Source organism: Bradyrhizobium erythrophlei (assembly GCF_900129425.1).
In the GTDB taxonomy this organism is placed as follows: Bacteria; Pseudomonadota; Alphaproteobacteria; order Rhizobiales; family Xanthobacteraceae; genus Bradyrhizobium; species Bradyrhizobium erythrophlei_C.
In genome coordinates this window covers 5117628-5139559 of record NZ_LT670817.1, presented here as the reverse complement: position 1 = coordinate 5139559, position 21932 = coordinate 5117628, and the positions used below count along the sequence as shown (strand labels likewise).

30 protein-coding genes are annotated in these 21932 nt (G+C 62.3%); 29 read left to right on the top strand and 1 reads right to left on the bottom strand.

All coding sequences use genetic code 11. The features are described 5' to 3' along the window. Nucleotides 1-55 precede the first annotated feature (55 nt). Nucleotides 56-2074 (top strand): ABC transporter ATP-binding protein, encoded by a 2019-nt coding sequence (locus B5527_RS24675; RefSeq protein WP_079603863.1) that lies wholly within the window; start codon nucleotides 56-58, stop codon nucleotides 2072-2074. Between the two features lie 19 nt (nucleotides 2075-2093). On the opposite strand, the gene B5527_RS24670 is transcribed toward B5527_RS24675, so the two are convergent. Continuing rightward, nucleotides 2094-3320, bottom strand: coding sequence for an FAD-dependent monooxygenase (locus B5527_RS24670; protein WP_079603862.1), 1227 nt, complete (start codon nucleotides 3318-3320; stop codon nucleotides 2094-2096). Nucleotides 3321-3566: 246 nt separating this feature from the next. Between B5527_RS24670 and B5527_RS24665 the strand changes: the two genes are divergently transcribed. The 28 genes from B5527_RS24665 to B5527_RS24530 all read left to right on the top strand — a co-directional run bounded on the left by B5527_RS24665 (nucleotide 3567) and on the right by B5527_RS24530 (nucleotide 21759). Further along, the gene (locus B5527_RS24665; RefSeq protein ID WP_338065029.1) at nucleotides 3567-4616 is read left to right on the top strand and encodes a GNAT family N-acetyltransferase; all 1050 of its coding nucleotides are present in this window, start codon (nucleotides 3567-3569) and stop codon (nucleotides 4614-4616) included. A 686-nt stretch (nucleotides 4617-5302) separates the two neighbouring features. After that, entirely contained in the window at nucleotides 5303-5674 is a 372-nt protein-coding gene (rpsL, locus tag B5527_RS24660; RefSeq protein ID WP_011473880.1) for a 30S ribosomal protein S12, read from the top strand. A 116-nt stretch (nucleotides 5675-5790) separates the two neighbouring features. Then, nucleotides 5791-6261 carry a 30S ribosomal protein S7 gene (gene rpsG / locus B5527_RS24655; RefSeq protein ID WP_079607470.1) on the top strand — a complete coding sequence of 157 codons (471 nt, stop codon included), beginning with the start codon at nucleotides 5791-5793 and terminating at the stop codon, nucleotides 6259-6261. A gap of 31 nt (nucleotides 6262-6292) precedes the next feature. After that, a complete protein-coding gene (gene fusA, locus B5527_RS24650) occupies nucleotides 6293-8365 on the top strand; it encodes an elongation factor G (protein ID WP_079603860.1) in 2073 nt (690 codons plus the stop codon). A gap of 39 nt (nucleotides 8366-8404) precedes the next feature. Then, nucleotides 8405-9595, top strand: coding sequence for an elongation factor Tu (gene tuf, locus B5527_RS24645; protein ID WP_079603859.1), 1191 nt, complete (start codon nucleotides 8405-8407; stop codon nucleotides 9593-9595). A gap of 93 nt (nucleotides 9596-9688) precedes the next feature. Then, nucleotides 9689-9997 (top strand): 30S ribosomal protein S10, encoded by a 309-nt coding sequence (gene rpsJ / locus B5527_RS24640; protein ID WP_011473876.1) that lies wholly within the window; start codon nucleotides 9689-9691, stop codon nucleotides 9995-9997. 52 nt (nucleotides 9998-10049) lie between these two features. Next, a complete protein-coding gene (gene rplC, locus B5527_RS24635; RefSeq protein ID WP_079603858.1) occupies nucleotides 10050-10781 on the top strand; it encodes a 50S ribosomal protein L3 in 732 nt (243 codons plus the stop codon). Nucleotide 10782: 1 nt separating this feature from the next. Then, nucleotides 10783-11403 carry a 50S ribosomal protein L4 gene (rplD, locus tag B5527_RS24630; protein ID WP_079603857.1) on the top strand — a complete coding sequence of 207 codons (621 nt, stop codon included), beginning with the start codon at nucleotides 10783-10785 and terminating at the stop codon, nucleotides 11401-11403. Beyond that, complete coding sequence (locus tag B5527_RS24625; protein WP_079603856.1) at nucleotides 11400-11699, top strand: 50S ribosomal protein L23; 300 nt, start codon at nucleotides 11400-11402, stop codon at nucleotides 11697-11699. The genes rplD and B5527_RS24625 overlap by 4 nt, the downstream gene beginning before the upstream one ends. Nucleotides 11700-11711: 12 nt before the next feature. After that, nucleotides 11712-12545: a 50S ribosomal protein L2 gene (gene rplB / locus B5527_RS24620; RefSeq protein ID WP_079603855.1), complete on the top strand. Its 834-nt coding sequence runs from the start codon at nucleotides 11712-11714 to the stop codon at nucleotides 12543-12545. Between the two features lie 12 nt (nucleotides 12546-12557). After that, nucleotides 12558-12836 carry a 30S ribosomal protein S19 gene (rpsS, locus tag B5527_RS24615; protein WP_027536815.1) on the top strand — a complete coding sequence of 93 codons (279 nt, stop codon included), beginning with the start codon at nucleotides 12558-12560 and terminating at the stop codon, nucleotides 12834-12836. Between the two features lie 11 nt (nucleotides 12837-12847). Beyond that, nucleotides 12848-13234, top strand: a complete 387-nt coding sequence (rplV, locus tag B5527_RS24610) for a 50S ribosomal protein L22 (RefSeq protein WP_079603854.1) — start codon at nucleotides 12848-12850, stop codon at nucleotides 13232-13234. Between the two features lie 18 nt (nucleotides 13235-13252). Then, entirely contained in the window at nucleotides 13253-13951 is a 699-nt protein-coding gene (gene rpsC, locus B5527_RS24605) for a 30S ribosomal protein S3 (protein WP_074828492.1), read from the top strand. A 33-nt stretch (nucleotides 13952-13984) separates the two neighbouring features. Then, nucleotides 13985-14398 (top strand): 50S ribosomal protein L16, encoded by a 414-nt coding sequence (rplP, locus tag B5527_RS24600; protein WP_079603853.1) that lies wholly within the window; start codon nucleotides 13985-13987, stop codon nucleotides 14396-14398. A gap of 10 nt (nucleotides 14399-14408) precedes the next feature. Continuing rightward, entirely contained in the window at nucleotides 14409-14615 is a 207-nt protein-coding gene (gene rpmC, locus B5527_RS24595; protein ID WP_029584556.1) for a 50S ribosomal protein L29, read from the top strand. Between the two features lie 10 nt (nucleotides 14616-14625). Further along, a complete protein-coding gene (gene rpsQ, locus B5527_RS24590) occupies nucleotides 14626-14874 on the top strand; it encodes a 30S ribosomal protein S17 (RefSeq protein ID WP_079603852.1) in 249 nt (82 codons plus the stop codon). Between the two features lie 81 nt (nucleotides 14875-14955). Beyond that, complete coding sequence (rplN, locus tag B5527_RS24585; RefSeq protein ID WP_011473865.1) at nucleotides 14956-15324, top strand: 50S ribosomal protein L14; 369 nt, start codon at nucleotides 14956-14958, stop codon at nucleotides 15322-15324. Continuing rightward, nucleotides 15324-15638: a 50S ribosomal protein L24 gene (gene rplX, locus B5527_RS24580; RefSeq protein WP_079603851.1), complete on the top strand. Its 315-nt coding sequence runs from the start codon at nucleotides 15324-15326 to the stop codon at nucleotides 15636-15638. Before rplN ends, rplX begins: the two co-directional genes overlap by 1 nt. Beyond that, a complete protein-coding gene (rplE, locus tag B5527_RS24575; RefSeq protein ID WP_079603850.1) occupies nucleotides 15631-16188 on the top strand; it encodes a 50S ribosomal protein L5 in 558 nt (185 codons plus the stop codon). The genes rplX and rplE overlap by 8 nt, the downstream gene beginning before the upstream one ends. 43 nt (nucleotides 16189-16231) lie before the next feature. Beyond that, nucleotides 16232-16537, top strand: a complete 306-nt coding sequence (rpsN, locus tag B5527_RS24570) for a 30S ribosomal protein S14 (RefSeq protein ID WP_079603849.1) — start codon at nucleotides 16232-16234, stop codon at nucleotides 16535-16537. Between the two features lie 12 nt (nucleotides 16538-16549). Next, nucleotides 16550-16948, top strand: coding sequence for a 30S ribosomal protein S8 (gene rpsH, locus B5527_RS24565; protein ID WP_079603848.1), 399 nt, complete (start codon nucleotides 16550-16552; stop codon nucleotides 16946-16948). 13 nt (nucleotides 16949-16961) lie between these two features. Further along, nucleotides 16962-17495, top strand: a complete 534-nt coding sequence (rplF, locus tag B5527_RS24560; protein ID WP_079603847.1) for a 50S ribosomal protein L6 — start codon at nucleotides 16962-16964, stop codon at nucleotides 17493-17495. Between the two features lie 11 nt (nucleotides 17496-17506). Further along, nucleotides 17507-17869 carry a 50S ribosomal protein L18 gene (gene rplR / locus B5527_RS24555; RefSeq protein WP_079603846.1) on the top strand — a complete coding sequence of 121 codons (363 nt, stop codon included), beginning with the start codon at nucleotides 17507-17509 and terminating at the stop codon, nucleotides 17867-17869. Between the two features lie 76 nt (nucleotides 17870-17945). Then, nucleotides 17946-18518: a 30S ribosomal protein S5 gene (rpsE, locus tag B5527_RS24550; protein WP_079543886.1), complete on the top strand. Its 573-nt coding sequence runs from the start codon at nucleotides 17946-17948 to the stop codon at nucleotides 18516-18518. Between the two features lie 36 nt (nucleotides 18519-18554). Further along, nucleotides 18555-18749 carry a 50S ribosomal protein L30 gene (gene rpmD, locus B5527_RS24545; protein WP_079607469.1) on the top strand — a complete coding sequence of 65 codons (195 nt, stop codon included), beginning with the start codon at nucleotides 18555-18557 and terminating at the stop codon, nucleotides 18747-18749. Between the two features lie 72 nt (nucleotides 18750-18821). Next, nucleotides 18822-19310 carry a 50S ribosomal protein L15 gene (rplO, locus tag B5527_RS24540; RefSeq protein WP_079603845.1) on the top strand — a complete coding sequence of 163 codons (489 nt, stop codon included), beginning with the start codon at nucleotides 18822-18824 and terminating at the stop codon, nucleotides 19308-19310. 146 nt (nucleotides 19311-19456) lie between these two features. Further along, nucleotides 19457-20788 carry a preprotein translocase subunit SecY gene (gene secY, locus B5527_RS24535; protein WP_079603844.1) on the top strand — a complete coding sequence of 444 codons (1332 nt, stop codon included), beginning with the start codon at nucleotides 19457-19459 and terminating at the stop codon, nucleotides 20786-20788. A gap of 116 nt (nucleotides 20789-20904) precedes the next feature. Next, complete coding sequence (locus B5527_RS24530) at nucleotides 20905-21759, top strand: adenylate kinase (protein ID WP_079603843.1); 855 nt, start codon at nucleotides 20905-20907, stop codon at nucleotides 21757-21759. The last annotated feature ends 173 nt before the right edge of the window (nucleotides 21760-21932 follow it).

Here is a 21932-nt window from a genome sequence, read left to right as displayed (position 1 = left end):
CAAGACTACGGGTTGATTTTGCGGTCATGCTGGCCGTGCAGCATCGGTTGGTTTCATGGCGCATAAGCCTCCATCGTCGGTTGAGCTGATACCCGCTTCCGCGGATGATGCCGTTGCGCTGGAGCCCGACAAGAAGCTTGCGGTGGACGCCGGCGCCGCAGACCGCGTGATCGGCAGCAAGACGGCCGCGTCGTCTCCGCCCGATGACGAAGACGAAGACGATGATGACGAGCTGGATCTCGACGGCGACGAGGACGACGAAGATCTCGTGGTCTTTACCGCGAAGGAAGCCGCCGGCGCGCTGGCGACGGTCTATGCGTTCGTCAAACCCTTCCTGAAGCACTACAAGAAGATCCTGGCATTCGTCGCCCTCGGCGTCGTGGTCGAGACGCTGTTCAACGTCATCATGCCGCTGAGCCTGAAGTTCCTGATCGACGATGCGCTCGGCGAGGAAGATTTCGGGGCGCTGGTCAAGATTCTCTCGGTGCTGGGGGCGGCGGGAATCTTCACCTCGATCGTCGCGGTCTGGTACGAGCGGTGGGACGCCAAGCTCGCGGCCGCGCTGATTTCGGACGTCCGCGCGCGGCTATTCGAGCACGTGCAAAATCTGCCGTCGGCCTATTTTGCGCGCACCAGGCGCGGCGAGATTCTCTCGCGCTTCTCCATCGATCTCTCGGCCTTCGAAGGCTCGATCAAGAGCTTTGCCAACAGCGCGGCGTTGCCGCTCTTCGAACTGATCGCCGGCATCATCCTGATGTTGTTCCTGAACTGGCAGCTCGCCGCCGTGTCGCTGCTGGTATTTCCGATCACGCTGATCGGCCCGCGGATCCTGACGCCGAAAGCGGTGCAGGCGAATTACGAACAGAAGCTCAATGAATCCGCGCTGCTCGGCATGGTGCAGGAAAACGTCGCGGCCCAGGCGGTGGTCAAGGCGTTCAGCCTGCAGCGCAGGACGCTGGGCTGGTTCACACTGCGCAACAACGACGCGCGCGGCAGGATAGCGTCCGCGGCGTTCCTGTCGACCATGGTCGAGCGCACCGTCACCATCTCCGTATTGTTGCTGCACCTCGTGGTGCTCGCGATCGGCGCCTATCTCGCCACCAAGGGCCAGATCACCATCGGGACCTTCGTGACGTTCGAGAGTGCGTTCTGGGAGGTGTCCTACAACATTGCCCACATCATGCATTTCATCCCGGTGTCGATCCAGTCGGCGGCGGCGGTTCGCCACATGCAGGAACTGCTGGACGAACCGAGCCCCGGCGCGGATCGTCCGGGCGCACCCGACCTGCCGCGCATCACCAACGACATCACCTTCGAGCATGTCACGTTTCAGTACGAAGGCAGCCAAACGCCGGTTCTCGACAACCTCAGCCTCAAGCTCAAGGTCGGCAAGACCATCGCCATCGTCGGCCCGAGCGGCTCCGGCAAGAGCACGCTGCTCAATCTGATACTTCGCCTCTATGTGCCGGACGAAGGGCACGTGACCATCGACGGCGTCGACATCCGCAGGGTGACCCGCGAATCCCTGCGCCGGAGCATGGCGGTGGTGTTCCAGGAAAACATGCTGTTCAACATGTCGATTCGGGAAAACATCCGGCTCGGCAAGGAAGGCGCGACCGATCAGGAGGTCGAGCAGGCGGCGCGCAAGGCCGAGATCCACCGCTACATCATGAGCCTTCCGCAAAAATACGACACCCCGGTCGGCGAACGCGGCGATACGCTGTCAGGCGGCCAGCGCCAGCGCATCGCGATCGCGCGCGCGATCGTCCGCAATCCCTCGATCCTGCTGCTCGACGAGGCGACCTCGGCGCTCGACCAGACCACCGAAGCCGCGATCAACAAGACATTGCTGAAGCTCGCGAAGGGTCGCACCATGATTTTCTCGACCCACCGCCTGACATCGGTGGTGGAGATGGACGAGATCATCGTGATATCGGGCGGCAAGGCGATCGAGCGCGGATCGCATGCCGAGCTGCTCGCCGCCAATGGCATCTACCGGAAGCTCTGGGACGATCAGAGCCACGTCCCGCATCAGGCGGCCGATCAGGCTGACGACGATGACGACGAAGATTGAGACGGCTGGTGTCCTGCCGTCAGGCGCCCGCAATATCGGTCGATCGGTTGCGCCAGCGTTCCATGTCCCGGGTCTCGGCCAGGTTTCGTGGAACCGATCCGACCGAAACCCGCTTGCGCAGAGATCGCCAGGTGCCCTGAGCCAGGCGCACGATGAAACGCGCCCAGCGCTGCGCCCGCCATGACAGCCCGCTGTCCGTGGATAGCGAACGAAGGTGGTAGGCCTTGGCGCGACTGTACGCCTCGCACGCCGTCTTCTCCGGGGCGTTGTAGAATTCCGCGATCTTTTGGGCGTCCATGCCTTCGGTCGCCAGCCACGCCGGAATGTAAACGTTGCAGAGCCGCTCGACGTCGGTGAACACTTTGGTGGTGCCGGTTCCTGCGGCGGGGCAGGAGGTCGAGAAGGCATCGCCGACCAGGACGATTCCCGGCTGGATATGGCCTTCGGTGACGCATAGATCGGCCGGTCGGATCTTGACGGGCCCGTTCACCATGAATTCGCCCATCATGCGCTGCAGGCCGGGCATCATCGCGCGCATGGATTGCTCGGGGGCCTGCCGAAAGCCCGACAGCCACGGATCGGCCATCTCGCGGTAAACCATCAGATTGGCGCGCATCGCCTTGCCGATCGGAAAAATCGACAGGTAAGCCATGCGAGCGTCCGTTCGCTTCGGCCAATAGGTGAGGGCCGGGAAATCAAACGCCGCGCGCCCGACCGGGGCGACATCGAAGCCGAGCGTGACCGAATGGCATGCGCTGATGACGTGACGCTCGATACCGAGCGTATGGCGAAGGCCGACGTTCAGGCCGTTGGCCAGCACGACCAGCCGCGCCGAGATTGCCTCGCCATTCGACAAGACGATCTTCTGCCGCTCCGGGCTGTTGGAAATGGCAGAAGCCTTGGCGTGGATCGTCCCGGCCTCCGGCGGAATTTGCGCGCGCACGGTGTTGACCAGAGTGTCGTACATCACGCCGTGCTGATCGCTGTTTTTCTTGGCGACGACATATCCGAAACGCGCTTCCCACACCTCGCCGTCGAGGGTGGTGGCGCGCAAGGTCGCCTCGGCAAGGCCGGTTTTGCGCAACAGCTCGAGCTGGTTTCCGCCCAGTTTCTCGCAGCGCAGTTCGGGCGGATAACTGGGGTGAGGGTCGATCAATAGTGTTGAGATGCCGGCGCGTCCCAGCATCGCCGCGGCGGTCGAGCCGGCGAGGCCGCCGCCGACGATTGCAACATCCGTGTACCGCATGCACCTGCCTCCGGAGACGCTATCATTGCGCCGGAAAAGGCAAACAAACCTTGAAAGAAACGCCCTGAATACGACCGGTGCCGGTTGCCGACTTAACCGAAAAGCAATGTCGGACGAACAAGATGCCGCCGCGCCGCAATCACTCAAGGCACTGGTCCGATGATTTCGGTAACAATTGATTCACCTAACCCGGACATCGGCCCGCAATGGGACGACCTAATCCGGCGTGCCACGTCGAACGTATTCATGAACCCCGCCGCGCTGCGGGCGGCTTGCGAGACCAACTTCGCCAGGATTCACATGCTGCTGGCCTGGGAGCAGGGCGCCGGCCAGCCGAAGCTCGTCGGGGTCTGGGCGCTGCAATTGCGGAAACTTGCCCCGTTCTGGCCGGCGGTGCTCGAAGCGCTGCCTTACAACTACGCTTTTCTTTGCAGCCCCGTCGTTGATCCGGCCTGCATGGACGGCGTGATCGCGGCGTTCTTCGCGGCGATCGAACAGAGCCCGCTGCTGCCGAATGTCGTGAGCCTGCCGTCGCTGGACGCGGAGTGTCCAAGCTATCCCGCCATGCGGAGGGAACTGGCCGCACGCGGCGTCACGCCGTTGATGCTTTCGGAAAGTGCGCGGCCATTCGTGACCCCGGAGTTTGGCGTGAAACGGTCCGGCTCGACGCGCAAAAAGCTGCGACAGGACTGGAACCGGTTGTCGGGGCTCGGCACGGTTGACGTGGTGAACGACCGGACGCCCGGCGGCGCCGAACTGGCATTCGAAACCTTTCTCGCGCTCGAAAAAGCCAGCTGGAAAGGCGACCGGGGCACCGCGCTGCTGTCCGACTCCAAAGACGCCGCCTTCGTCAGGCGATTGCTGCAGGGCCTGGCCGCCCAAGGCGACGCGTCCGTGGCGCTGCTGCGGGTGGATGGCGAAGCCATTGCCGCGCAGGTGCTGATGTATTGCGGGACGACGGCCTACACCTGGAAAACCGCATTCAGCGCGAAATACAGCAAATATTCGCCCGGAGCCCTGCTGATCGATCGGATTACCGACGAATTGTTTGCCGGATCGGACATTCTGGCGATCAATTCCTGCGCGGCGGAAGCGAGCTTCATGGCCCAGCTGTGGGCCGGGCGCCGTACCATGGTCGATCTACTGGTCGACGTCGGCCCGGGAAAATCGCTCGGTTACCGAATCGAGGCCGGCCGGCAGCTTGCTTTTCGGCAGTTGCGTAACTTGCGGGACCGGTTCCGCGACCGGCCCTCAGCACCGCCGCCCAGGAAACCGGGCATGGCAACGTCCCAATAAGCCGCCTAACCCTATATTACCCGGGTAATACTAAGGCCGGGCGATTCGCCTGAATCGGCCGAGCGTGGGCCCGGGTCTTGCGGAGGATTGGTTCGCGGTCCATTGCGTCGTTCGCATTGGAGCTTGCGGAAGCGGCCTTGCACGACCCGCACGATTCGTCGCTTTCGAGCCGAATAACGTCGTGATTTTGCGGGCCGTGAAATTCCCGCGCACGTCGAATCTGCAGGCGCCAGAGGCGTTTCACACCTTGTTGTTTCGCCTTGACTTGACTATCTGTGGCGGATAGAACCCGCCCACTTAACGACAGGCGGTGAGCGACGCCAGAGTCGGAACGGATCACCCTTTCAGTCCCAGCGGATTGAGACGGGCACCAACCTCGACGAATGCCGCTCAAACGCTGTCGATGATAGCTAGGCAATGCCAGGACGATCTTGGTTCTCTTGAGCAAGTTCTCATGAGATTGATATCGGATGCATGACCTCGGTACCGACTGAACGGCGTCAGTTGTTCGGTTATGACTGCGGTCCTCTGTGGCGTCGAAGCGCTTTCCGCTCAGCAATGTGCGGTTGGCGCGATTTCGCTTTGCGCGGGTTATTTCGCGCGACGCGGCCGAATGGGACGGTAGTCCCGGGAAGAATTTGCGGAGCCGATACCGGTTTCGCACGAACTAAAGGGTGAAGGCTGACATGCCGACGATCAACCAGCTGATCGCAAGTCCGCGCGTCGTTCAGAAGTCGCGCAAGAAGGTGCCGGCTCTGCAGCAGTCGCCGCAGAAGCGCGGCGTTTGCACGCGCGTCTACACCACGACCCCGAAGAAGCCGAACTCGGCGCTTCGTAAGGTCGCCAAGGTGCGCCTGACCAACGGTTTCGAGGTCATCGGCTACATTCCGGGTGAGGGCCATAACCTTCAGGAGCACTCGGTGGTCATGATCCGCGGCGGCCGCGTCAAGGATTTGCCCGGCGTGCGTTATCATATTCTCCGCGGCGTCCTCGATACCCAGGGCGTCAAAAACCGCAAGCAGCGCCGTTCGAAGTACGGCGCGAAACGTCCGAAGTGACCGGAGCGTAGCGAAGGTCATCCCCGGGCGAACGTAGTGAGACCCGGGGATCTGGTTCAAGAGTTTAAGACGTGGATGGCCGGGACGAGCCCGGCCATGACGAAGGAAGAGAAGAGATGTCTCGCCGCCATTCTGCTGAAAAGCGTGAAGTGCTTCCGGATCCCAAGTTCGGAAACATCATCATTACGAAATTCATGAACTCGGTGATGTACGCCGGGAAGAAGTCGGTCGCCGAAGGCATTGTCTACGGCGCGCTCGGCATGATCGAGACCAAGACCAAGCAGAGCCCGCTGCCGATCTTCGAGCAGGCGCTCGAGAACGTGATGCCGACGATCGAAGTCCGCTCGCGCCGCGTCGGCGGCGCCACCTATCAGGTGCCGGTCGAAGTCCGCTCGGTGCGCCGGCAGGCGCTCGGGATCCGCTGGTTGATTTCGGCGGCACGCGAACGCAACGAAAAGACGATGACGGAGCGGCTCTCGGCCGAGTTGCTCGACGCGTCGAATGGCAGGGGAAACGCCGTCAAGAAGCGTGAAGATGTGCATCGGATGGCGGAAGCCAACCGCGCCTTCTCGCACTATCGCTGGTAACGGCGAAACGAACGGATTTAAGGAACAGACCATGCCCCGCGTTCATGCCATAGAGGACTACCGCAACTTCGGTATCATGGCGCATATCGATGCCGGCAAGACCACTACCACCGAGCGCATCCTGTATTACACCGGCAAGAGCCACAAAATCGGCGAAGTGCACGAAGGTGCCGCGACGATGGACTGGATGGAGCAGGAGCAGGAGCGCGGCATCACCATCACGTCCGCCGCGACCACCGCGTTCTGGAACGGCAAGCGGCTGAACATCATCGACACCCCCGGCCACGTCGACTTCACCATCGAGGTCGAGCGTTCGCTGCGCGTGCTCGACGGCGCGGTGTGCGTGCTCGATTCCAACCAGGGCGTTGAGCCGCAGACCGAGACGGTCTGGCGCCAGGGCGACAAGTACAAGGTTCCGCGCATCGTCTTCGCCAACAAGATGGATAAGACCGGCGCCGACTTCTACAAATGCCTCGACGATATCGTCGACCGCCTCGGCGCCAAGCCGATTGCGATCCAGCTTCCGATCGGTTCCGAGAACAACTTCAAGGGCCTGATCGATCTCGTCCGCATGAAGGGCGTGATCTGGGAAGACGAGGCGCTCGGCGCCAATTTCAAGGACATCGATATTCCCGAGGATATGGTCGAGAAGGCCAAGGAATATCGCGAGAAGCTGCTGGAGTCCGCCGTCGAGCTCGACGACGAGGTTCTCGCCGCTTACCTCGACGGCAACGAGCCCGATGAGGCGACGCTCAAGCGCATGATCCGCAAGGCCGTGCTGACCGGCGCGTTCTTTCCGGTGCTGTGCGGCTCGGCGTTCAAGAACAAGGGCGTGCAGCCCTTGCTCGACGCGGTCGTGGATTATTTGCCTTCGCCGGTCGACGTGCCCGCCATCAAGGGCGTCGATGAAGACGGCAACGAAGTCGTTCGGCTTCCGAACGACAAGGAGCCGCTGGCGCTGCTGGCATTCAAGATCATGGACGACCCGTTTGTCGGCACCATCACCTTCTGCCGCATCTATTCCGGTACGCTGTTGTCGGGCACCGGCGTCATCAATTCGACCCGCGACCGCAAGGAGCGCATCGGCCGGATGCTGCTGATGCATGCCAACAACCGCGAAGACATCAAGGAAGCCTTTGCCGGCGACATCGTCGCGCTGGCGGGCCTGAAGGAAGCCCGCACCGGCGACACGCTGTGCGACGCCAGCAAGCCCGTGATTCTGGAAAAGATGGAATTCCCGGAGCCGGTCATCGAGATCGCGATCGAGCCGAAGTCGAAGGCCGACCAGGAAAAGCTCGGCGTCGCCCTGGCGAAGCTGGCTGCGGAGGATCCGTCATTCCGGGTCTCGACCGATCAGGAATCCGGCCAGACCATTCTCAAGGGCATGGGCGAACTCCATCTCGACATCAAGGTCGACATCCTGCGCCGGACCTACAAGGTCGACGCCAACATCGGCGCGCCGCAGGTGGCGTTCCGTGAACGCGTCACCAAGCGCGCGGAAGTCGATTACACCCACAAGAAGCAGACCGGCGGTACCGGCCAGTTCGCGCGGGTGAAGTTCATCGTCGAGCCCAACGAACCGGGCAAGGGATTCGAGTTTGAATCCAAGGTCGTCGGCGGTTCGGTGCCAAAGGAATACATCCCCGGCGTCGAAAAGGGCCTCAACAGCGTGCTGGGCTCCGGCGTGGTCGCCGGCTTCCCGGTGGTCGACGTCAAGGTCCAGCTGGTGGACGGCGCCTATCACGACGTCGACTCCTCGGCGCTGGCTTTCGAAATTGCGTCGCGCGCGGCCTTCCGCGAAGCGCTGCAAAAGGGCAAGTCGGTCCTGCTCGAGCCGATCATGAAGGTCGAGGTGGTGACGCCGGAGGATTACACCGGCTCCGTCATCGGCGATCTGAATTCGCGGCGCGGGCAGATCCAGGGTCAAGACATGCGCGGCAATGCCAACGTCATCAACGCGATGGTGCCGCTCATGAATATGTTCGGTTACGTGAATAACCTGCGCTCGATGAGCCAGGGCCGCGCAACCTTTACGATGCAGTTCGATCACTACGCGGAAGCGCCGGCGAACGTGTCGGCGGAAGTCCAGAAGAAGTTTGCCTGATTGTCGTTAGCGGCAGTTAACGACTGAACGGAGAGAGTCATGGCCAAAGCAAAGTTTGAACGTAATAAACCGCATTGCAACATCGGGACGATCGGGCACGTCGATCACGGCAAGACGTCGTTGACGGCAGCGATCACCAAGGTGCTGGCGGAAACCGGCGGTGCGACGTTCACCGCATACGACCAGATCGACAAGGCGCCTGAAGAGAAGGCGCGCGGCATCACGATTTCGACCGCGCACGTGGAATACGAGACCAAGAACCGGCATTACGCTCACGTCGATTGCCCGGGCCACGCTGACTATGTGAAGAACATGATCACGGGCGCGGCACAGATGGACGGCGCGATCCTGGTGGTGTCGGCGGCCGACGGCCCGATGCCGCAGACCCGCGAGCACATCCTGCTGGCCCGTCAGGTCGGCGTTCCCGCGCTGGTCGTGTTCCTGAACAAGTGCGACATGGTGGACGATCCGGAACTGCTCGAACTGGTCGAGTTGGAAGTCCGCGAGCTGCTGTCGAAGTACGATTTCCCGGGTGACAAGATTCCGATCATCAAGGGTTCGGCGCTGGCGGCGCTGGAAGACAAGGACAAGAAGCTCGGCCACGACGCGATCCTGGAACTGATGGCGGCGGTCGACGAGTACATTCCGCAGCCGGAGCGTCCGATCGACCAGCCGTTCCTGATGCCGGTGGAAGACGTGTTCTCGATCTCGGGCCGCGGCACCGTGGTGACCGGGCGCGTCGAGCGCGGCGTCGTCAAGGTCGGCGAGGAAATCGAGATCGTCGGCCTGCGCGATACCCAGAAGACCATCGTTACCGGCGTTGAAATGTTCCGCAAGCTGCTCGACCAGGGCCAGGCCGGCGACAACATCGGCGCGCTGCTGCGCGGCACCAAGCGCGAGGAAGTCGAGCGCGGTCAGGTGCTGTGCAAGCCGGGTTCGGTGAAGCCGCACACCAAGTTCAAGGCCGAGGCCTACATCCTGACCAAGGAGGAGGGCGGCCGTCACACCCCGTTCTTCACCAACTACCGGCCACAGTTCTACTTCCGGACCACGGACGTGACCGGTGTCGTGCATCTGCCCGAGGGTACCGAGATGGTGATGCCCGGCGACAACATCGCGATGGAAGTGCACCTGATCGTGCCGATCGCGATGGAAGAAAAGCTGCGCTTCGCGATCCGCGAAGGCGGTCGCACCGTCGGTGCCGGCGTCGTCGCAAGCATCATCGAGTAAGGACGCGAATGGGAAGTGGCGAGTGGCGAATGGATATCTTTCGCTACTCGCTATTCGCCACTCACTACTCGCTCTTAAAGAAAGACAACGGCAATGAACGGCCAGAATATTCGGATACGTCTCAAGGCGTTCGACCATCGAATTCTCGATTCGTCGACGCGTGAGATCGTGAACACGGCGAAACGGACCGGTGCACAGGTTCGCGGACCGATTCCGCTGCCCACCCGCATCGAGAAGTTCACCGTCAACCGTTCGCCGCACGTCGACAAGAAGAGCCGCGAGCAATTCGAGATGCGCACGCACAAGCGTCTTCTCGACATTGTCGATCCGACACCGCAGACCGTGGACGCGCTGATGAAGCTCGACCTGGCGGCCGGTGTTGACGTCGAAATCAAGCTCTAAGTTTTCAGATCCCGTCCGAAGTTAGCGGACAGAAAGAACAGGAAGCACGCCGATGCGCTCCGGAGTGATCGCACAAAAGGTCGGGATGACGCGGGTCTTTACGGAGACCGGCGAACATATCCCCGTGACCGTGCTGAAGCTGGGCAATTGCCAGGTGCTGGGCCATCGCACGACCGAGAAGAACGGTTACGTTGCGCTGCAGCTCGGCTCGGGTACCCGCAAGACCGTGTACCTGCCGAAGGCAGAGCGCGGCCAGTTCGCGGTTGCCAAGGTCGAGCCCAAGCGCAAGGTCACCGAATTCCGCGTTTCGGAAGACGCGCTGATCCCGGTCGGCGCCGAAATTCAGGCCGACCATTTCGTGGTCGGCCAGTTTGTCGACGTCACCGGCACTTCGGTGGGTAAAGGTTTTGCGGGCGGCATCAAGCGCTGGAATTTCGGCGGCTTGCGCGCCACCCACGGTGTCTCGGTATCGCATCGCTCGATCGGTTCGACCGGCGGCCGCCAGGATCCCGGCAAGACCTTCAAGAACAAGAAGATGCCCGGTCACATGGGCGTCGATCGCATCACCACGCTCAATCTGCGTGTGGTGCAGACCGATGTCGCACGCGGACTGATCCTGGTCGAAGGCGCCGTTCCCGGCTCTAAGGGCGGATGGATCGCGGTGCGCGATGCCGTCAAGAAGGCATTGCCGAAAGACGCGCCGAAGCCCGGCAAGTTCCGTCTGGCCGACGGCGGCGGGCAGGCTGCGCCAGCCGAAGCGCCCGCCGAGCAGGGGAGCGTGTGAGATGGAATTGAAAGTCACAACCCTTGAAGGCAAGGAAGCCGGTTCGGTCCAGCTTTCCGACGCCATTTTCGGCCTGGAGCCGCGCAAGGATATCATCCAGCGCTGCGTCAACTGGCAACTCGCCAAACGCCAGGCCGGCACCCACAAGACGCAGGGGCGCGCCGATGTCTGGCGTACCGGCAAGAAGATGTACAAGCAGAAGGGCACCGGCGGTGCGCGTCACGGCTCAGCCCGGGTGCCGCAGTTCCGCGGCGGCGGCCGGGCGTTCGGTCCGGTAGTGCGCTCGCACGCCTTTGCATTGCCGAAGAAGGTCCGCGCGCTGGCGCTTCGTCACGCGCTATCCGCGAAAGCCAAGGACGGCGGCCTGATCGTGATTGAATCGGCCGTCCTCGAGGCCGCCAAGACCAAGGCGCTGATCGGCCACTTCTCGGGCCTTGGCCTGACCAATGCGCTGATCATCGACGGCGCCGAGGTGCACACCGGCTTCGCAACCGCGGCCCGCAACATTCCGAACATCGACGTGCTGCCGGTCCAGGGCATCAACGTCTATGACATTCTGCGTCGTCAGAAGCTGGTGCTGACCAAAGCAGCGCTCGATGCGTTGGAGGCGCGCTTCAAATGAAGAACATCGATCCGCGCCATTACGACATCATCGTTGCTCCGGTCGTGACCGAAAAGGCGACGGTTGCCTCCGAACACAACAAGGTTGTGTTCAAGGTCGCGAGCAAGGCGACCAAGCCGCAAATCAAGGAAGCCGTCGAGAAGCTGTTCGACGTCAAGGTGAAAAGCGTGAACACGCTGGTGCGTAAGGGCAAGACCAAGGTCTTCCGCGGCCAGTTCGGTTCGCAGTCGGATGTGAAGCGCGCGATTGTGACCCTCGAAGAGGGCCACCGCATCGACGTTACCACCGGGCTATAAGGCGATACGACGATGGCATTGAAAAAATTCAACCCCACGACACCGGGCCAGCGCCAGCTGGTGATGGTCGATCGTTCGGCGCTCTACAAGGGCAAGCCGGTCAAGGCGCTGACCGAGGGCAAGCACTCCAGCGGCGGCCGCAACAACACCGGTCGCATGGTCGTGCGTTTTCGCGGCGGCGGCCACAAGCAGTCGTATCGCATCGTCGACTTCAAGCGCACCAAGGTCGATATGCCGGCGACCGTCGAGCGCCTCGAATACGACCCGAACCGTACCGCCTTTATCGCGCTGCTGAAATATACCGACGGCACCCAATCCTACATCCTGGCCCCGCAACGCCTCGCCGTCGGCGACACCGTGATCGCCGGCAACTATGTCGACGTGAAGCCGGGCAATGTGATGCCGCTTGGCAACATGCCGATCGGCACCATCATCCACAATGTCGAATTGAAGATCGGCAAGGGCGGACAGCTCGCACGTTCCGCCGGAACCTATGCCCAGCTGGTCGGCCGCGATCATGACTACGTGATCATCCGCCTGAACTCCGGCGAGCAGCGCCTGGTTCACGGCCGCTGCACCGGTACCATCGGCGCGGTGTCGAATCCGGATCACATGAATATCTCGATCGGCAAGGCCGGTCGCAACCGCTGGCTCGGCCGCAAGCCTCATAACCGCGGCGTCTCCATGAACCCGGTTGACCATCCGCATGGCGGCGGCGAAGGCCGGACCTCGGGCGGCCGTCATCCGGTGACGCCATGGGGCAAGCCGACCAAGGGCAAGAAGACCCGTTCGAACAAATCGACCAACAGATTCATTCTCATCAGCCGCCACAAGCGGAAGAAGTAAGGAACGCCGGACATGGTTCGTTCAGTCTGGAAAGGCCCGTTCGTCGAAGGCTCTCTGCTCAAGAAGGCAGATGCCGCGCGCGCGTCCGGCCGTCACGACGTCATCAAGATCTGGAGCCGCCGCTCGACCATCCTGCCGCAGTTCGTCGGCCTGGTGTTCGGCGTCTACAACGGCCAGAAGCATGTGCCGGTATCGGTCAACGAGGAAATGGTGGGTCACAAGTTCGGCGAGTTCTCGCCGACCCGGACCTTCCACGGCCATTCTGGCGACAAGAAAGCCAAGAAGGCTTGAGGATCTAAGCGATGAGCAAACCAAAGCGCGAACGGAGCCTCCCGGACAACGAGGCCAAGGCGATCGCCCGGATGCTTCGGGTGAGCCCGCAGAAGCTTAATCTTGTCGCGCAATTGATCCGCGGCAGGAAGGCTTCGGCGGCACTCGCCGACCTGCAGTTTTCGCGCAAGCGGATCGCGGTCGACGTCAAGAAGTGCCTGGAATCGGCGATCGCCAACGCCGAGAACAACCACGACCTCGATGTCGACGATCTGGTCGTCGCCGAGGCGCATGTCGGCAACGGTATCGTGATGAAGCGTTTCGCACCGCGCGGCCGTGGCCGCTCGGGACGTGTATTTAAACCATTCGCGCAGCTGACGATCGTTGTTCGTCAGGTCGAAGCCGAGGCGAGCGCCTAATCGGCGCAGGAGAGAACGATGGGTCAGAAAATCAATCCAATCGGACTGCGTCTCGGCATCAACCGGACGTGGGATTCCCGTTGGTTCGCCGGCAAGAACGAATACGGCAAGCTGCTGCACGAGGATGTCAAGATCCGCGAGATCCTGCACAAGGAACTGAAGCAGGCGGCCGTCGCCAGGATTGTGATCGAGCGCCCGCACAAGAAGTGCCGCGTGACGATCCACTCGGCGCGCCCCGGCGTCGTGATCGGCAAGAAGGGCGCCGACATCGACAAGCTGCGCAAGCGGGTTGCCGATATCACCGCCTCGGACGTCGTCATCAACATCGTCGAGATCCGCAAGCCGGAGCTCGACGCCACGCTGGTCGCCGAATCGATTGCCCAGCAGCTCGAGCGCCGTGTCGCGTTCCGCCGCGCCATGAAGCGGGCGGTGCAGTCGGCGATGCGCCTTGGCGCCGAGGGCATTCGTATCAACTGCTCGGGCCGTCTCGGCGGCGCCGAAATCGCGCGCATGGAATGGTATCGCGAAGGTCGCGTTCCCCTGCACACGCTGCGCGCCGACATCGATTACGGCGTGGCGACCGCGTTCACCACGTTCGGCACCTGCGGCGTCAAGGTCTGGATCTTCAAGGGCGAAATCCTCGAGCACGATCCGATGGCCCAGGACAAGAAGATGGCCGAGGGCGACAATACGCGGCCCCGTCGCGACGCCGCTTAAGGCGATTTTTGAGAAGGTTTGAGGGCGTAAGCCATGATGCAACCAAAGAAGACGAAGTTCCGGAAGGCGCATAAGGGCCGGATCCACGGCGTTGCGACTTCGGGCGCGACGTTGTCGTTCGGCCAGTTCGGCCTGAAGGCGATGGCGCCCGAGCGTCTCACCGCGCGCCAGATCGAAGCCGCGCGCCGCGCGCTGACCCGTCACATGAAGCGGGCCGGCCGCGTCTGGATCCGGATTTTCCCCGACGTGCCGGTGTCGAAGAAGCCCGCCGAAGTCCGGATGGGCTCGGGCAAGGGTACGCCGGAATTGTGGGTGGCGCGGGTCAAGCCCGGCCGGGTGATTTTCGAAATCGACGGCGTGACCGTGCAGACCGCGAAAGAAGCGCTGTCGCTCGCCGCCGCCAAGTTGCCGATCAAGACGCGCTTCGTCGCGCGCATTGCGGAGTGAGGAAGTGGTCATGGCCGAGATGAAAACCGCCGATATCCGCGCGATGAGCCCCGATCAGATGGACGACGCCGTCCTCAATCTGAAAAAGGAGCGCTTCAACCTGCGCTTCCAGCGCGCGACCGGGCAGTTGGAGAACACCTCGCGGCTGCGTGAAGCCCGCCGCGATATCGCCCGCATCAAGACCATCGCCGCGCAGCAGCGCGCGAAGAAGAAGTAAGGGGCTTAAAATGCCGAAACGTACGCTTCAGGGTGTGGTCGTCAGCGACAAGCAGGCCAAGACGGTGGTAGTGCGCGTCGATCGCCGCTTCACCCATCCGATCTACAAGAAGACGATTCGCCGCTCGAAAAATTACCACGCGCACGACGAGAACAACGAGTTCAAGCCGGGCGACCAGGTGTGGATCGAGGAAAGCAAGCCGATCTCGAAGTTGAAGCGCTGGACCGTGGTCCGGGGCGAACAGACCAAAACGGCCTGAGGTAAGATCGGCTTCGCCGATCGAAACTTCGGGATATTTTAGGCGCAAATCTGCGCATCAGAAAGAGGACGAGGTGCATCAATGATTCAGATGCAGACCAACCTCGACGTGGCCGATAATTCAGGCGCACGCCGTGTCATGTGCATCAAGGTGCTTGGGGGCTCCAAGCGCCGCTATGCCACCGTGGGCGACGTCATTGTCGTGTCGATCAAGGAAGCGATTCCGCGCGGCAAGGTGAAGAAGGGCGACGTGATGAAGGCCGTCGTGGTGCGGGTCCGCAAGGACATTCGCCGCGCCGACGGTTCCGTCATCCGCTTCGACCGCAACGCCGCCGTGCTGATCAACAATCAGTCGGAGCCGGTCGGCACCCGCATCTTCGGGCCGGTGCCGCGCGAGCTGCGCGCCAAGAACCACATGAAGATTATTTCACTTGCGCCGGAGGTGCTGTGATGGCTGCCAAGATCCGGAAGGGCGACAAGGTCATCGTGCTGAACGGCCGCGACAAGGGCCGTACCGGCGAGGTGTTCGAGGTGCGTCCCGACGACAACAAGGCGCTGGTCCGCGGCGTCAACCTGATCAAGCGTCACCAGAAGCAGACCCAGGCGCAGGAGGGCGGCATCATCTCGAAGGAGTCGCCGATCCATCTGTCCAACATCGCGATCGTCGGCAAGGACGGCAAGCCGACCCGCGTGGGTTTCAAGATACAGGCGGATGGCAAGAAGGTACGCATTGCCAAGCGCTCGGGAGCAGAGATCGATGGCTGAGACCGCATACGTTCCGCGTTTACGCGAACAGTTCGACAAGGAAATCCGCGGCAAGCTGACCGAGCAGTTCGGCTATGCCAACATCATGCAGGTGCCGCGCCTCGACAAGGTCGTGCTCAACATGGGCGTCGGCGAGGCCGTCAATGACCGCAAGAAAGCGGAACTGGCCGCCGCCGATCTGTCGCTGATCGCCGGCCAGAAGGCTGTCGTGACCTTTTCGCGGGTCGCGATCGCGACCTTCAAGTTGCGTGAAAACCAGCCGATCGGCTGCAAGGTCACGCTGCGCAAGGCCAAGATGTACGAGTTCATCGACCGCCTGATCAACGTGGCGCTGCCGCGCGTGCGAGATTTCCGGGGCCTCAACCCGAAGAGTTTCGACGGCCGCGGCAACTATTCGCTCGGCATCAAGGAGCACATCATTTTCCCCGAAATCGACTTCGACAAGATGGGGGAAACGTGGGGCATGGACGTCACGGTATGCACCACGGCGCGCTCCGACGACGAAGCGCGCGCCTTGTTGACCGCATTCAATTTCCCGTTCCGGCAGTGAGACGCTTGTAAGCCTCTCAAACGCGGAAACCCAGGAGCCAAGCATGGCAAAGAAGAGTTCGATCGAGAAGAACAACCGGCGTAAGCGGATGACCAAGAACGCCGCGCCCAGGCGCGCGAAGCTGAAGGCCATCATCGCCGACAAGAACAAGCCGATGGAAGAGCGGTTCGCGGCGACGCTGAAGCTTGCCGAGATGCCGCGCAATTCGTCGGCCACGCGGATTCGCAATCGCTGCGAAATGACCGGTCGTCCGCGCTCGGTCTATCGCAAGAACAAGCTTTCCCGCATCGCGCTGCGTGAACTCGGGTCCAAGGGCGTGGTTCCCGGGCTCGTGAAGTCGAGCTGGTAAGGGGGATCGCACATGTCAACGCACGATCCGATCAGCGATCTCATCACCCGCATCCGCAACGCACAGATGCGCGCCAAGCCTAAGGTTTCGACCCCGGGCTCGAAGATGCGCGCCAACGTGCTCGAGGTGCTGAAGGCCGAAGGCTACATCCGCGGCTATGCCAGCGTCGAGCATGCCTCGGGTCGCAGCGAGCTTGAGATCGAGTTGAAGTATTTCGACGGCGAGCCGGTGATTCGCGAGATCGAGCGGGTATCGAAGCCGGGGCGGCGCGTTTATGCCTCGGTGAAGAACCTGCCACGGGTGAACAACGGTCTCGGAATTTCGGTGTTATCGACGCCGAAGGGGATTATGGCCGACCACGAAGCGCGCGACGCGAATGTGGGCGGCGAAATTCTCTTCACGGTGTTCTGAGGAAGGGATCAGTATGTCACGTATCGGCAAGCGGCCTGTGACGGTTCCGTCGGGCGTTACCGCGACCGTCGAGGGCCAGACCGTGAAGATGAAGGGGCCGAAGGGCCAGCTTCAGTTCATCGTGCACGACGACGTCGAGGTGAAGTTCGAAAACGGCGCGGTCACGGTTGCGCCGCGGTTCGAGACCAACCGCGCCCAGGCGCTCTACGGCACCGCGCGTGCGCAGATTGCGAACCTGTTGGCCGGCGTCACCAAGGGCTTCGAGAAGAAGCTGGAAATCACCGGCGTCGGCTACCGCGCCGCGCTGCAGGGCAAGAACCTGCAGCTCGCGCTCGGCTACAGCCACGACGTCGTCTATGCGATCCCGGAAGGTATTGCGATCACGGTGCCGAAGCCGACCGAGATCGTCATCAACGGCAACGATTCCCAGCGCGTCGGCCAGGTCGCCGCCGAGATTCGCAGCTATCGTCCGCCCGAGCCCTACAAGGGCAAGGGCGTGAAATATTCCGACGAATTTATCTTCCGCAAGGAAGGCAAGAAGAAGTAACGGAGCCGGTCATGTCGAGACTCAAGATTACGAATGCCCGGCGGAAGCAACGCGTGCGGCTGTCGTTGCGCCGTACCGCCAGCGGCCGCCCGCGGCTGTCGGTGTTCCGCTCGTCGAAGCACATCTATGCGCAGGTCATCGACGACCTCAAGGGCGAGACGCTGGCATCGGCGTCTTCGCTGGAGAAGGCGATGCGCGAGAGCGGCAACACCGGCGCCAACATCGATGCGGCCAAGGCCGTCGGCAAGCTGCTGGCGGAACGCGCCGTGAAGAACGGCGTCACCGAAGTGGTGTTCGATCGCGGCGGCTATCTCTATCACGGGCGCGTCAAGGCGCTTGCGGACGCGGCGCGTGAGAGCGGATTGAGTTTCTAGGATTTGGAATTGAACGGACACACGGCCGGGGGCGCGAGCCTCTTTCAGGCAAGTCTTTTAAGGATCGGAAAACACCATGGCAGGTGAACGCGAACGCGGTGGCGGCCACAGGGGCGGCCGGGAAGAGCGCGACAGCGAGTTCGTCGACAAGCTCGTCCACATCAATCGGGTGGCGAAGGTGGTCAAGGGCGGCAAGCGCTTCGGCTTTGCGGCGCTGGTCGTGATCGGCGATCAGAAGGGCCGGGTCGGTTTCGGCCACGGCAAGGCGCGCGAAGTTCCCGAGGCGATCCGCAAGGCGACCGAATCGGCGAAGCGCAACCTGACGCGGGTGGCGCTGCGCGAAGGCCGCACGCTGCATCACGATATCGCCGGCCGTCACGGGGCAGGGCGGGTCTACCTGCGCGCGGCGCCGGCCGGTACCGGCATCATCGCGGGCGGCCCGATGCGCGCGGTGTTCGAGACGCTCGGCATCCAGGACGTGGTGGCGAAGTCGATCGGCTCGTCGAACCCCTACAACATGGTTCGCGCTACTTTCGACGCGCTGAAGCACCAGGATTCGCCGCGTTCGGTGGCGGCGCGCCGCAACATCAAGGTCTCGACGCTGCAGGCCCGCCGCGTCGGCGGCGACGCCGAAGTGGTTGCTGAATAAACAACGAGCGCGTCCGCGCTTTCTGGAGTTATGACGATGGCCAAGGCCGCAAAGATGATCAAGGTCGAGCAGACCGGCAGCGCGATCCGCCGCCACCACTCGCAGCGGGCGACGCTGATCGGCCTCAAGCTCAACAAGATCGGCCGCACCACCGAGCTGCAGGACACCCCTGCAGTTCGCGGCATGATCGCAAAGGTTCAACACCTCGTCCGCATCGTCGACGAGAAATAAGACGGCGGCATGATCCCGAGTGGGAACCGGTTTTCCGTCGAGATCTTGCGCCAAGGATAAAGGAAGCGAACGATGAAGCTCAGCGATATCGCCGACAATGCCGGCTCGCGCAAGAAGCGCATGCGCGTCGGCCGTGGCATCGGCTCCGGCAAGGGCAAGACTGCCGGCCGCGGCGGCAAGGGCCAGACCGCGCGCTCCGGCGTGCGCATCAAGGGCTTCGAGGGTGGCCAGATGCCGTTGCATCGGCGGCTGCCGAAGCGCGGCTTCAACAATATCTTCCGGCTCGAATTCGCCGAGATCAATCTCGACCGTATTCAGGGCGCGATCGACGCCAAGCTGCTCGACGCCAGCGCCACCATCAATGCCGAATCGCTGGTGAAATCCCGCGTTGTGCGGCGCGCAAAGGACGGCGTGCGGCTGCTCGGCCGAGGGGAACTGAAGGCCAAGCTGACCATCGAGGTGCACGGCGCCTCGAAATCCGCCATCGCGGCGGTGGAGAAGGCGGGCGGCACGGTGAAGATCCTGGCGCCGGCAAAGAAGGACGAGGGCGAGACGGCGTAACATCTGCGTCATCGCCCGCCGCGGCGGGTATTCTGCGCGACAGGACGATGGACTTATCGAAGCCGAGCACCAAATAATGTCCGGCGTCTGCTGAATGTCCCGCCTTTCGGGCATGACAGCGCAAGGGCGGCGGGAGAAAGCCAAACATGGTCTCAGCAGCGGAACAACTGGCGGCAAACCTCAATTTCTCGGCGCTCGGCAAAGCCGACGAACTGAAGAAGCGCATCTGGTTCACACTGGGTGCGCTGCTGGTTTACCGGCTCGGCACCTACATTCCGCTGCCCGGCATCGACCCCAACATCTGGGAACAGGTATTCCGTTCCCAGGCCGGCGGCATTCTCGGGATGTTCAACATGTTCGCCGGCGGCGGCATTCACCGCATGGCGATCTTTGCGCTGAACATCATGCCGTATATTTCGGCCTCGATCATCATTCAGCTTTTGACCACGGTGTCCTCGCAGCTCGAAGCCTTGAAGAAGGAAGGCGAAGCCGGCCGCAAGACGCTGAACCAGTACACCCGCTACCTCACGGTGCTCCTGGCCGCGTTCCAGTCCTACGGCATCGCGGTCGGACTCGAAGGCGCCGGCAATGTCGTCGCCGATCCCGGCATGTTCTTCCGTATATCGACCGCGATCACGCTGACCGGGGGCACCATGTTCCTGATGTGGCTGGGCGAGCAGATCACCTCGCGCGGCATCGGCAACGGTATTTCGCTGATCATTCTCTCCGGCATCGTCGCTGAGTTGCCCTCGGCGCTCGCCAACATGCTGGAGCTCGGCCGTCAGGGCGCGCTGTCCACCGGCCTCATTCTGGTTGTGATCGTGATGGCGGTCGCGGTGATCGCCTTCATCGTGTTCATGGAACGCGCGCAGCGGCGGCTGTTGATCCAGTATCCGAAGCGCCAGGTCGGCAACAAGATGTTCGAAGGCCAGTCCTCGCATCTGCCGCTCAAGCTGAACACCTCGGGCGTGATTCCGCCGATCTTCGCTTCCTCGCTGCTGCTGCTGCCGACCACGGTTGCGAATTTCAACGCCGGCAAGGGCCCGGAATGGTTTCAGTGGATCACCACGCAGCTCGGTCACGGCCGGCCGCTGTTTTTGATTCTCTATCTGACGCTGATCGTGTTCTTCGCGTTCTTCTATACCGCGATCGTGTTCAACCCGACCGAGACCGCCGATAACCTCAAGAAACACGGCGGCTTCATTCCGGGTATTCGTCCGGGCGAACGCACCGCCGAATACATCGATTACGTGCTCTCGCGCATCACGGTGCTCGGCGCGATCTATCTCGCGATTGTCTGCCTGATCCCCGAAATTCTGATTTCCTACGCCTCGGTGCCGTTCTACTTTGGCGGCACCTCGCTGTTGATCGTGGTCAGCGTGACCATGGACACGGTGGCGCAAGTTCAGGGCTATCTGCTCGCCCATCAGTACGAAGGGCTGATCAGGAAGTCGAAGTTGCGCGGGCGTCGCCGCTGACGCGCAAGCCGAGGCGCTGCAGCTTCTGCGATCGGCGCCGATCGGCGTCGGCGCTGGTTTAATTTTGCTTATTTAGGTGCGCGATCAATCGCTCACCGAGCCGGGGGGCGAAACGGATGCGACTGATTCTTCTCGGGCCGCCGGGGTCGGGCAAGGGAACCCAGGCCCACCGGCTGGTTCACCGCTACGGCATCGTCCAGCTCTCGACCGGCGAAATGCTGCGGGCCGCGGTGGCGGCGCAGACGCCGGTCGGCCTCAAGGCCAAGGACGTCATGGCCAGCGGCGGCCTGGTGCCGGACGAGATCGTGATCGGGATCATTTCCGACCGATTGGATCAGCCGGACGCGGCCAAGGGCTTCATTCTCGACGGCTTTCCGCGCACGGTGCCGCAGGCCCAGGCGCTGGATGAGCTGCTGAAGAAAAAGCACATGCGGCTCGATGCCGTGGTCGAACTTCGCGTCAACGAAAGCGCGCTGTTGCAGCGCGTGGAAAGCCGGGTCGCGGAGATGCGGGCGCGCGGCGAGGAAGTGCGAATCGACGACACCCAGGAAGTGCTGACCAAGCGGCTGGCGAGTTACCGTGCGCTGACCGAGCCGCTGATTCACTACTACTCGGAGCGGCGCAAGCTGTTGACGGTCGATGGCATGATGACCATCGAGCACGTCACCCGCGAGATTAACCGCATCCTTACCGCGATCGGAGCTGTGGAGGCCAAGGCCGCCAAAAAGGCGGCCGCGGCGAAACGGATCGCGAGCGGCACCAAAAAGGCCGCCGGAAAGGCGTCCAAATCGGCCGGCAAAGGCGCCGGAGCCGCCAGGAAAGTCGCCAAGGCGCCCCGGAAGGCCGTGAAACCGGCCTCTAAACGGCCCAAAACGGCGTCTCGAAAGTCTTCGGCGGGTTCCAAGGCCGCTGTGGTCCGAAAGGCCAAGAAAACCGCCAAAAAGGTCACGAAGAAGCGAGCTAAAGCTTAGAGACGGTTGACGAAACCAAGTTGAATCCTTTAATAAGCCCGTATCCAGTCGGATAGTTTTTGACGATGCCGGGCCCCGAGATATCCAAGGGGAAGGGCGTCGTGTTCGCGTTTGCGGACACCTGCCCGAAATAACGAAATCAGCCGTTCCGCGAGGGATCGGCGACAGGAGAG

What these genes read in the sequence shown, in the direction of transcription:
- rpsC (WP_074828492.1), top strand. Translation starts at nt 13,253, where the DNA reads ATGGGTCAGAAAATCAATCCAATCGGACTGCGTCTCGGCATCAACCGG.
- rplB (WP_079603855.1), top strand. Translation starts at nt 11,712, where the DNA reads ATGGCATTGAAAAAATTCAACCCCACGACACCGGGCCAGCGCCAGCTG.
- rpsS (WP_027536815.1), top strand. Translation starts at nt 12,558, where the DNA reads ATGGTTCGTTCAGTCTGGAAAGGCCCGTTCGTCGAAGGCTCTCTGCTC.
- rpsL (WP_011473880.1), top strand. Translation starts at nt 5,303, where the DNA reads ATGCCGACGATCAACCAGCTGATCGCAAGTCCGCGCGTCGTTCAGAAG.
- B5527_RS24665 (WP_338065029.1), top strand. Translation starts at nt 3,567, where the DNA reads ATGAACCCCGCCGCGCTGCGGGCGGCTTGCGAGACCAACTTCGCCAGG.
- rplR (WP_079603846.1), top strand. Translation starts at nt 17,507, where the DNA reads ATGTCGAGACTCAAGATTACGAATGCCCGGCGGAAGCAACGCGTGCGG.
- rpsH (WP_079603848.1), top strand. Translation starts at nt 16,550, where the DNA reads ATGTCAACGCACGATCCGATCAGCGATCTCATCACCCGCATCCGCAAC.
- rplE (WP_079603850.1), top strand. Translation starts at nt 15,631, where the DNA reads ATGGCTGAGACCGCATACGTTCCGCGTTTACGCGAACAGTTCGACAAG.
- secY (WP_079603844.1), top strand. Translation starts at nt 19,457, where the DNA reads ATGGTCTCAGCAGCGGAACAACTGGCGGCAAACCTCAATTTCTCGGCG.
- B5527_RS24625 (WP_079603856.1), top strand. Translation starts at nt 11,400, where the DNA reads ATGAAGAACATCGATCCGCGCCATTACGACATCATCGTTGCTCCGGTC.
- rplD (WP_079603857.1), top strand. Translation starts at nt 10,783, where the DNA reads ATGGAATTGAAAGTCACAACCCTTGAAGGCAAGGAAGCCGGTTCGGTC.
- rpsJ (WP_011473876.1), top strand. Translation starts at nt 9,689, where the DNA reads ATGAACGGCCAGAATATTCGGATACGTCTCAAGGCGTTCGACCATCGA.
- rpsG (WP_079607470.1), top strand. Translation starts at nt 5,791, where the DNA reads ATGTCTCGCCGCCATTCTGCTGAAAAGCGTGAAGTGCTTCCGGATCCC.
- B5527_RS24675 (WP_079603863.1), top strand. Translation starts at nt 56, where the DNA reads ATGGCGCATAAGCCTCCATCGTCGGTTGAGCTGATACCCGCTTCCGCG.
- B5527_RS24670 (WP_079603862.1), bottom strand. Translation starts at nt 3,320, where the DNA reads ATGCGGTACACGGATGTTGCAATCGTCGGCGGCGGCCTCGCCGGCTCG.
- rplN (WP_011473865.1), top strand. Translation starts at nt 14,956, where the DNA reads ATGATTCAGATGCAGACCAACCTCGACGTGGCCGATAATTCAGGCGCA.
- rpsQ (WP_079603852.1), top strand. Translation starts at nt 14,626, where the DNA reads ATGCCGAAACGTACGCTTCAGGGTGTGGTCGTCAGCGACAAGCAGGCC.
- rplX (WP_079603851.1), top strand. Translation starts at nt 15,324, where the DNA reads ATGGCTGCCAAGATCCGGAAGGGCGACAAGGTCATCGTGCTGAACGGC.
- tuf (WP_079603859.1), top strand. Translation starts at nt 8,405, where the DNA reads ATGGCCAAAGCAAAGTTTGAACGTAATAAACCGCATTGCAACATCGGG.
- rplC (WP_079603858.1), top strand. Translation starts at nt 10,050, where the DNA reads ATGCGCTCCGGAGTGATCGCACAAAAGGTCGGGATGACGCGGGTCTTT.
- rplP (WP_079603853.1), top strand. Translation starts at nt 13,985, where the DNA reads ATGATGCAACCAAAGAAGACGAAGTTCCGGAAGGCGCATAAGGGCCGG.
- rpsE (WP_079543886.1), top strand. Translation starts at nt 17,946, where the DNA reads ATGGCAGGTGAACGCGAACGCGGTGGCGGCCACAGGGGCGGCCGGGAA.
- rpmD (WP_079607469.1), top strand. Translation starts at nt 18,555, where the DNA reads ATGGCCAAGGCCGCAAAGATGATCAAGGTCGAGCAGACCGGCAGCGCG.
- rpmC (WP_029584556.1), top strand. Translation starts at nt 14,409, where the DNA reads ATGGCCGAGATGAAAACCGCCGATATCCGCGCGATGAGCCCCGATCAG.
- rplV (WP_079603854.1), top strand. Translation starts at nt 12,848, where the DNA reads ATGAGCAAACCAAAGCGCGAACGGAGCCTCCCGGACAACGAGGCCAAG.
- rpsN (WP_079603849.1), top strand. Translation starts at nt 16,232, where the DNA reads ATGGCAAAGAAGAGTTCGATCGAGAAGAACAACCGGCGTAAGCGGATG.
- rplO (WP_079603845.1), top strand. Translation starts at nt 18,822, where the DNA reads ATGAAGCTCAGCGATATCGCCGACAATGCCGGCTCGCGCAAGAAGCGC.
- fusA (WP_079603860.1), top strand. Translation starts at nt 6,293, where the DNA reads ATGCCCCGCGTTCATGCCATAGAGGACTACCGCAACTTCGGTATCATG.
- B5527_RS24530 (WP_079603843.1), top strand. Translation starts at nt 20,905, where the DNA reads ATGCGACTGATTCTTCTCGGGCCGCCGGGGTCGGGCAAGGGAACCCAG.
- rplF (WP_079603847.1), top strand. Translation starts at nt 16,962, where the DNA reads ATGTCACGTATCGGCAAGCGGCCTGTGACGGTTCCGTCGGGCGTTACC.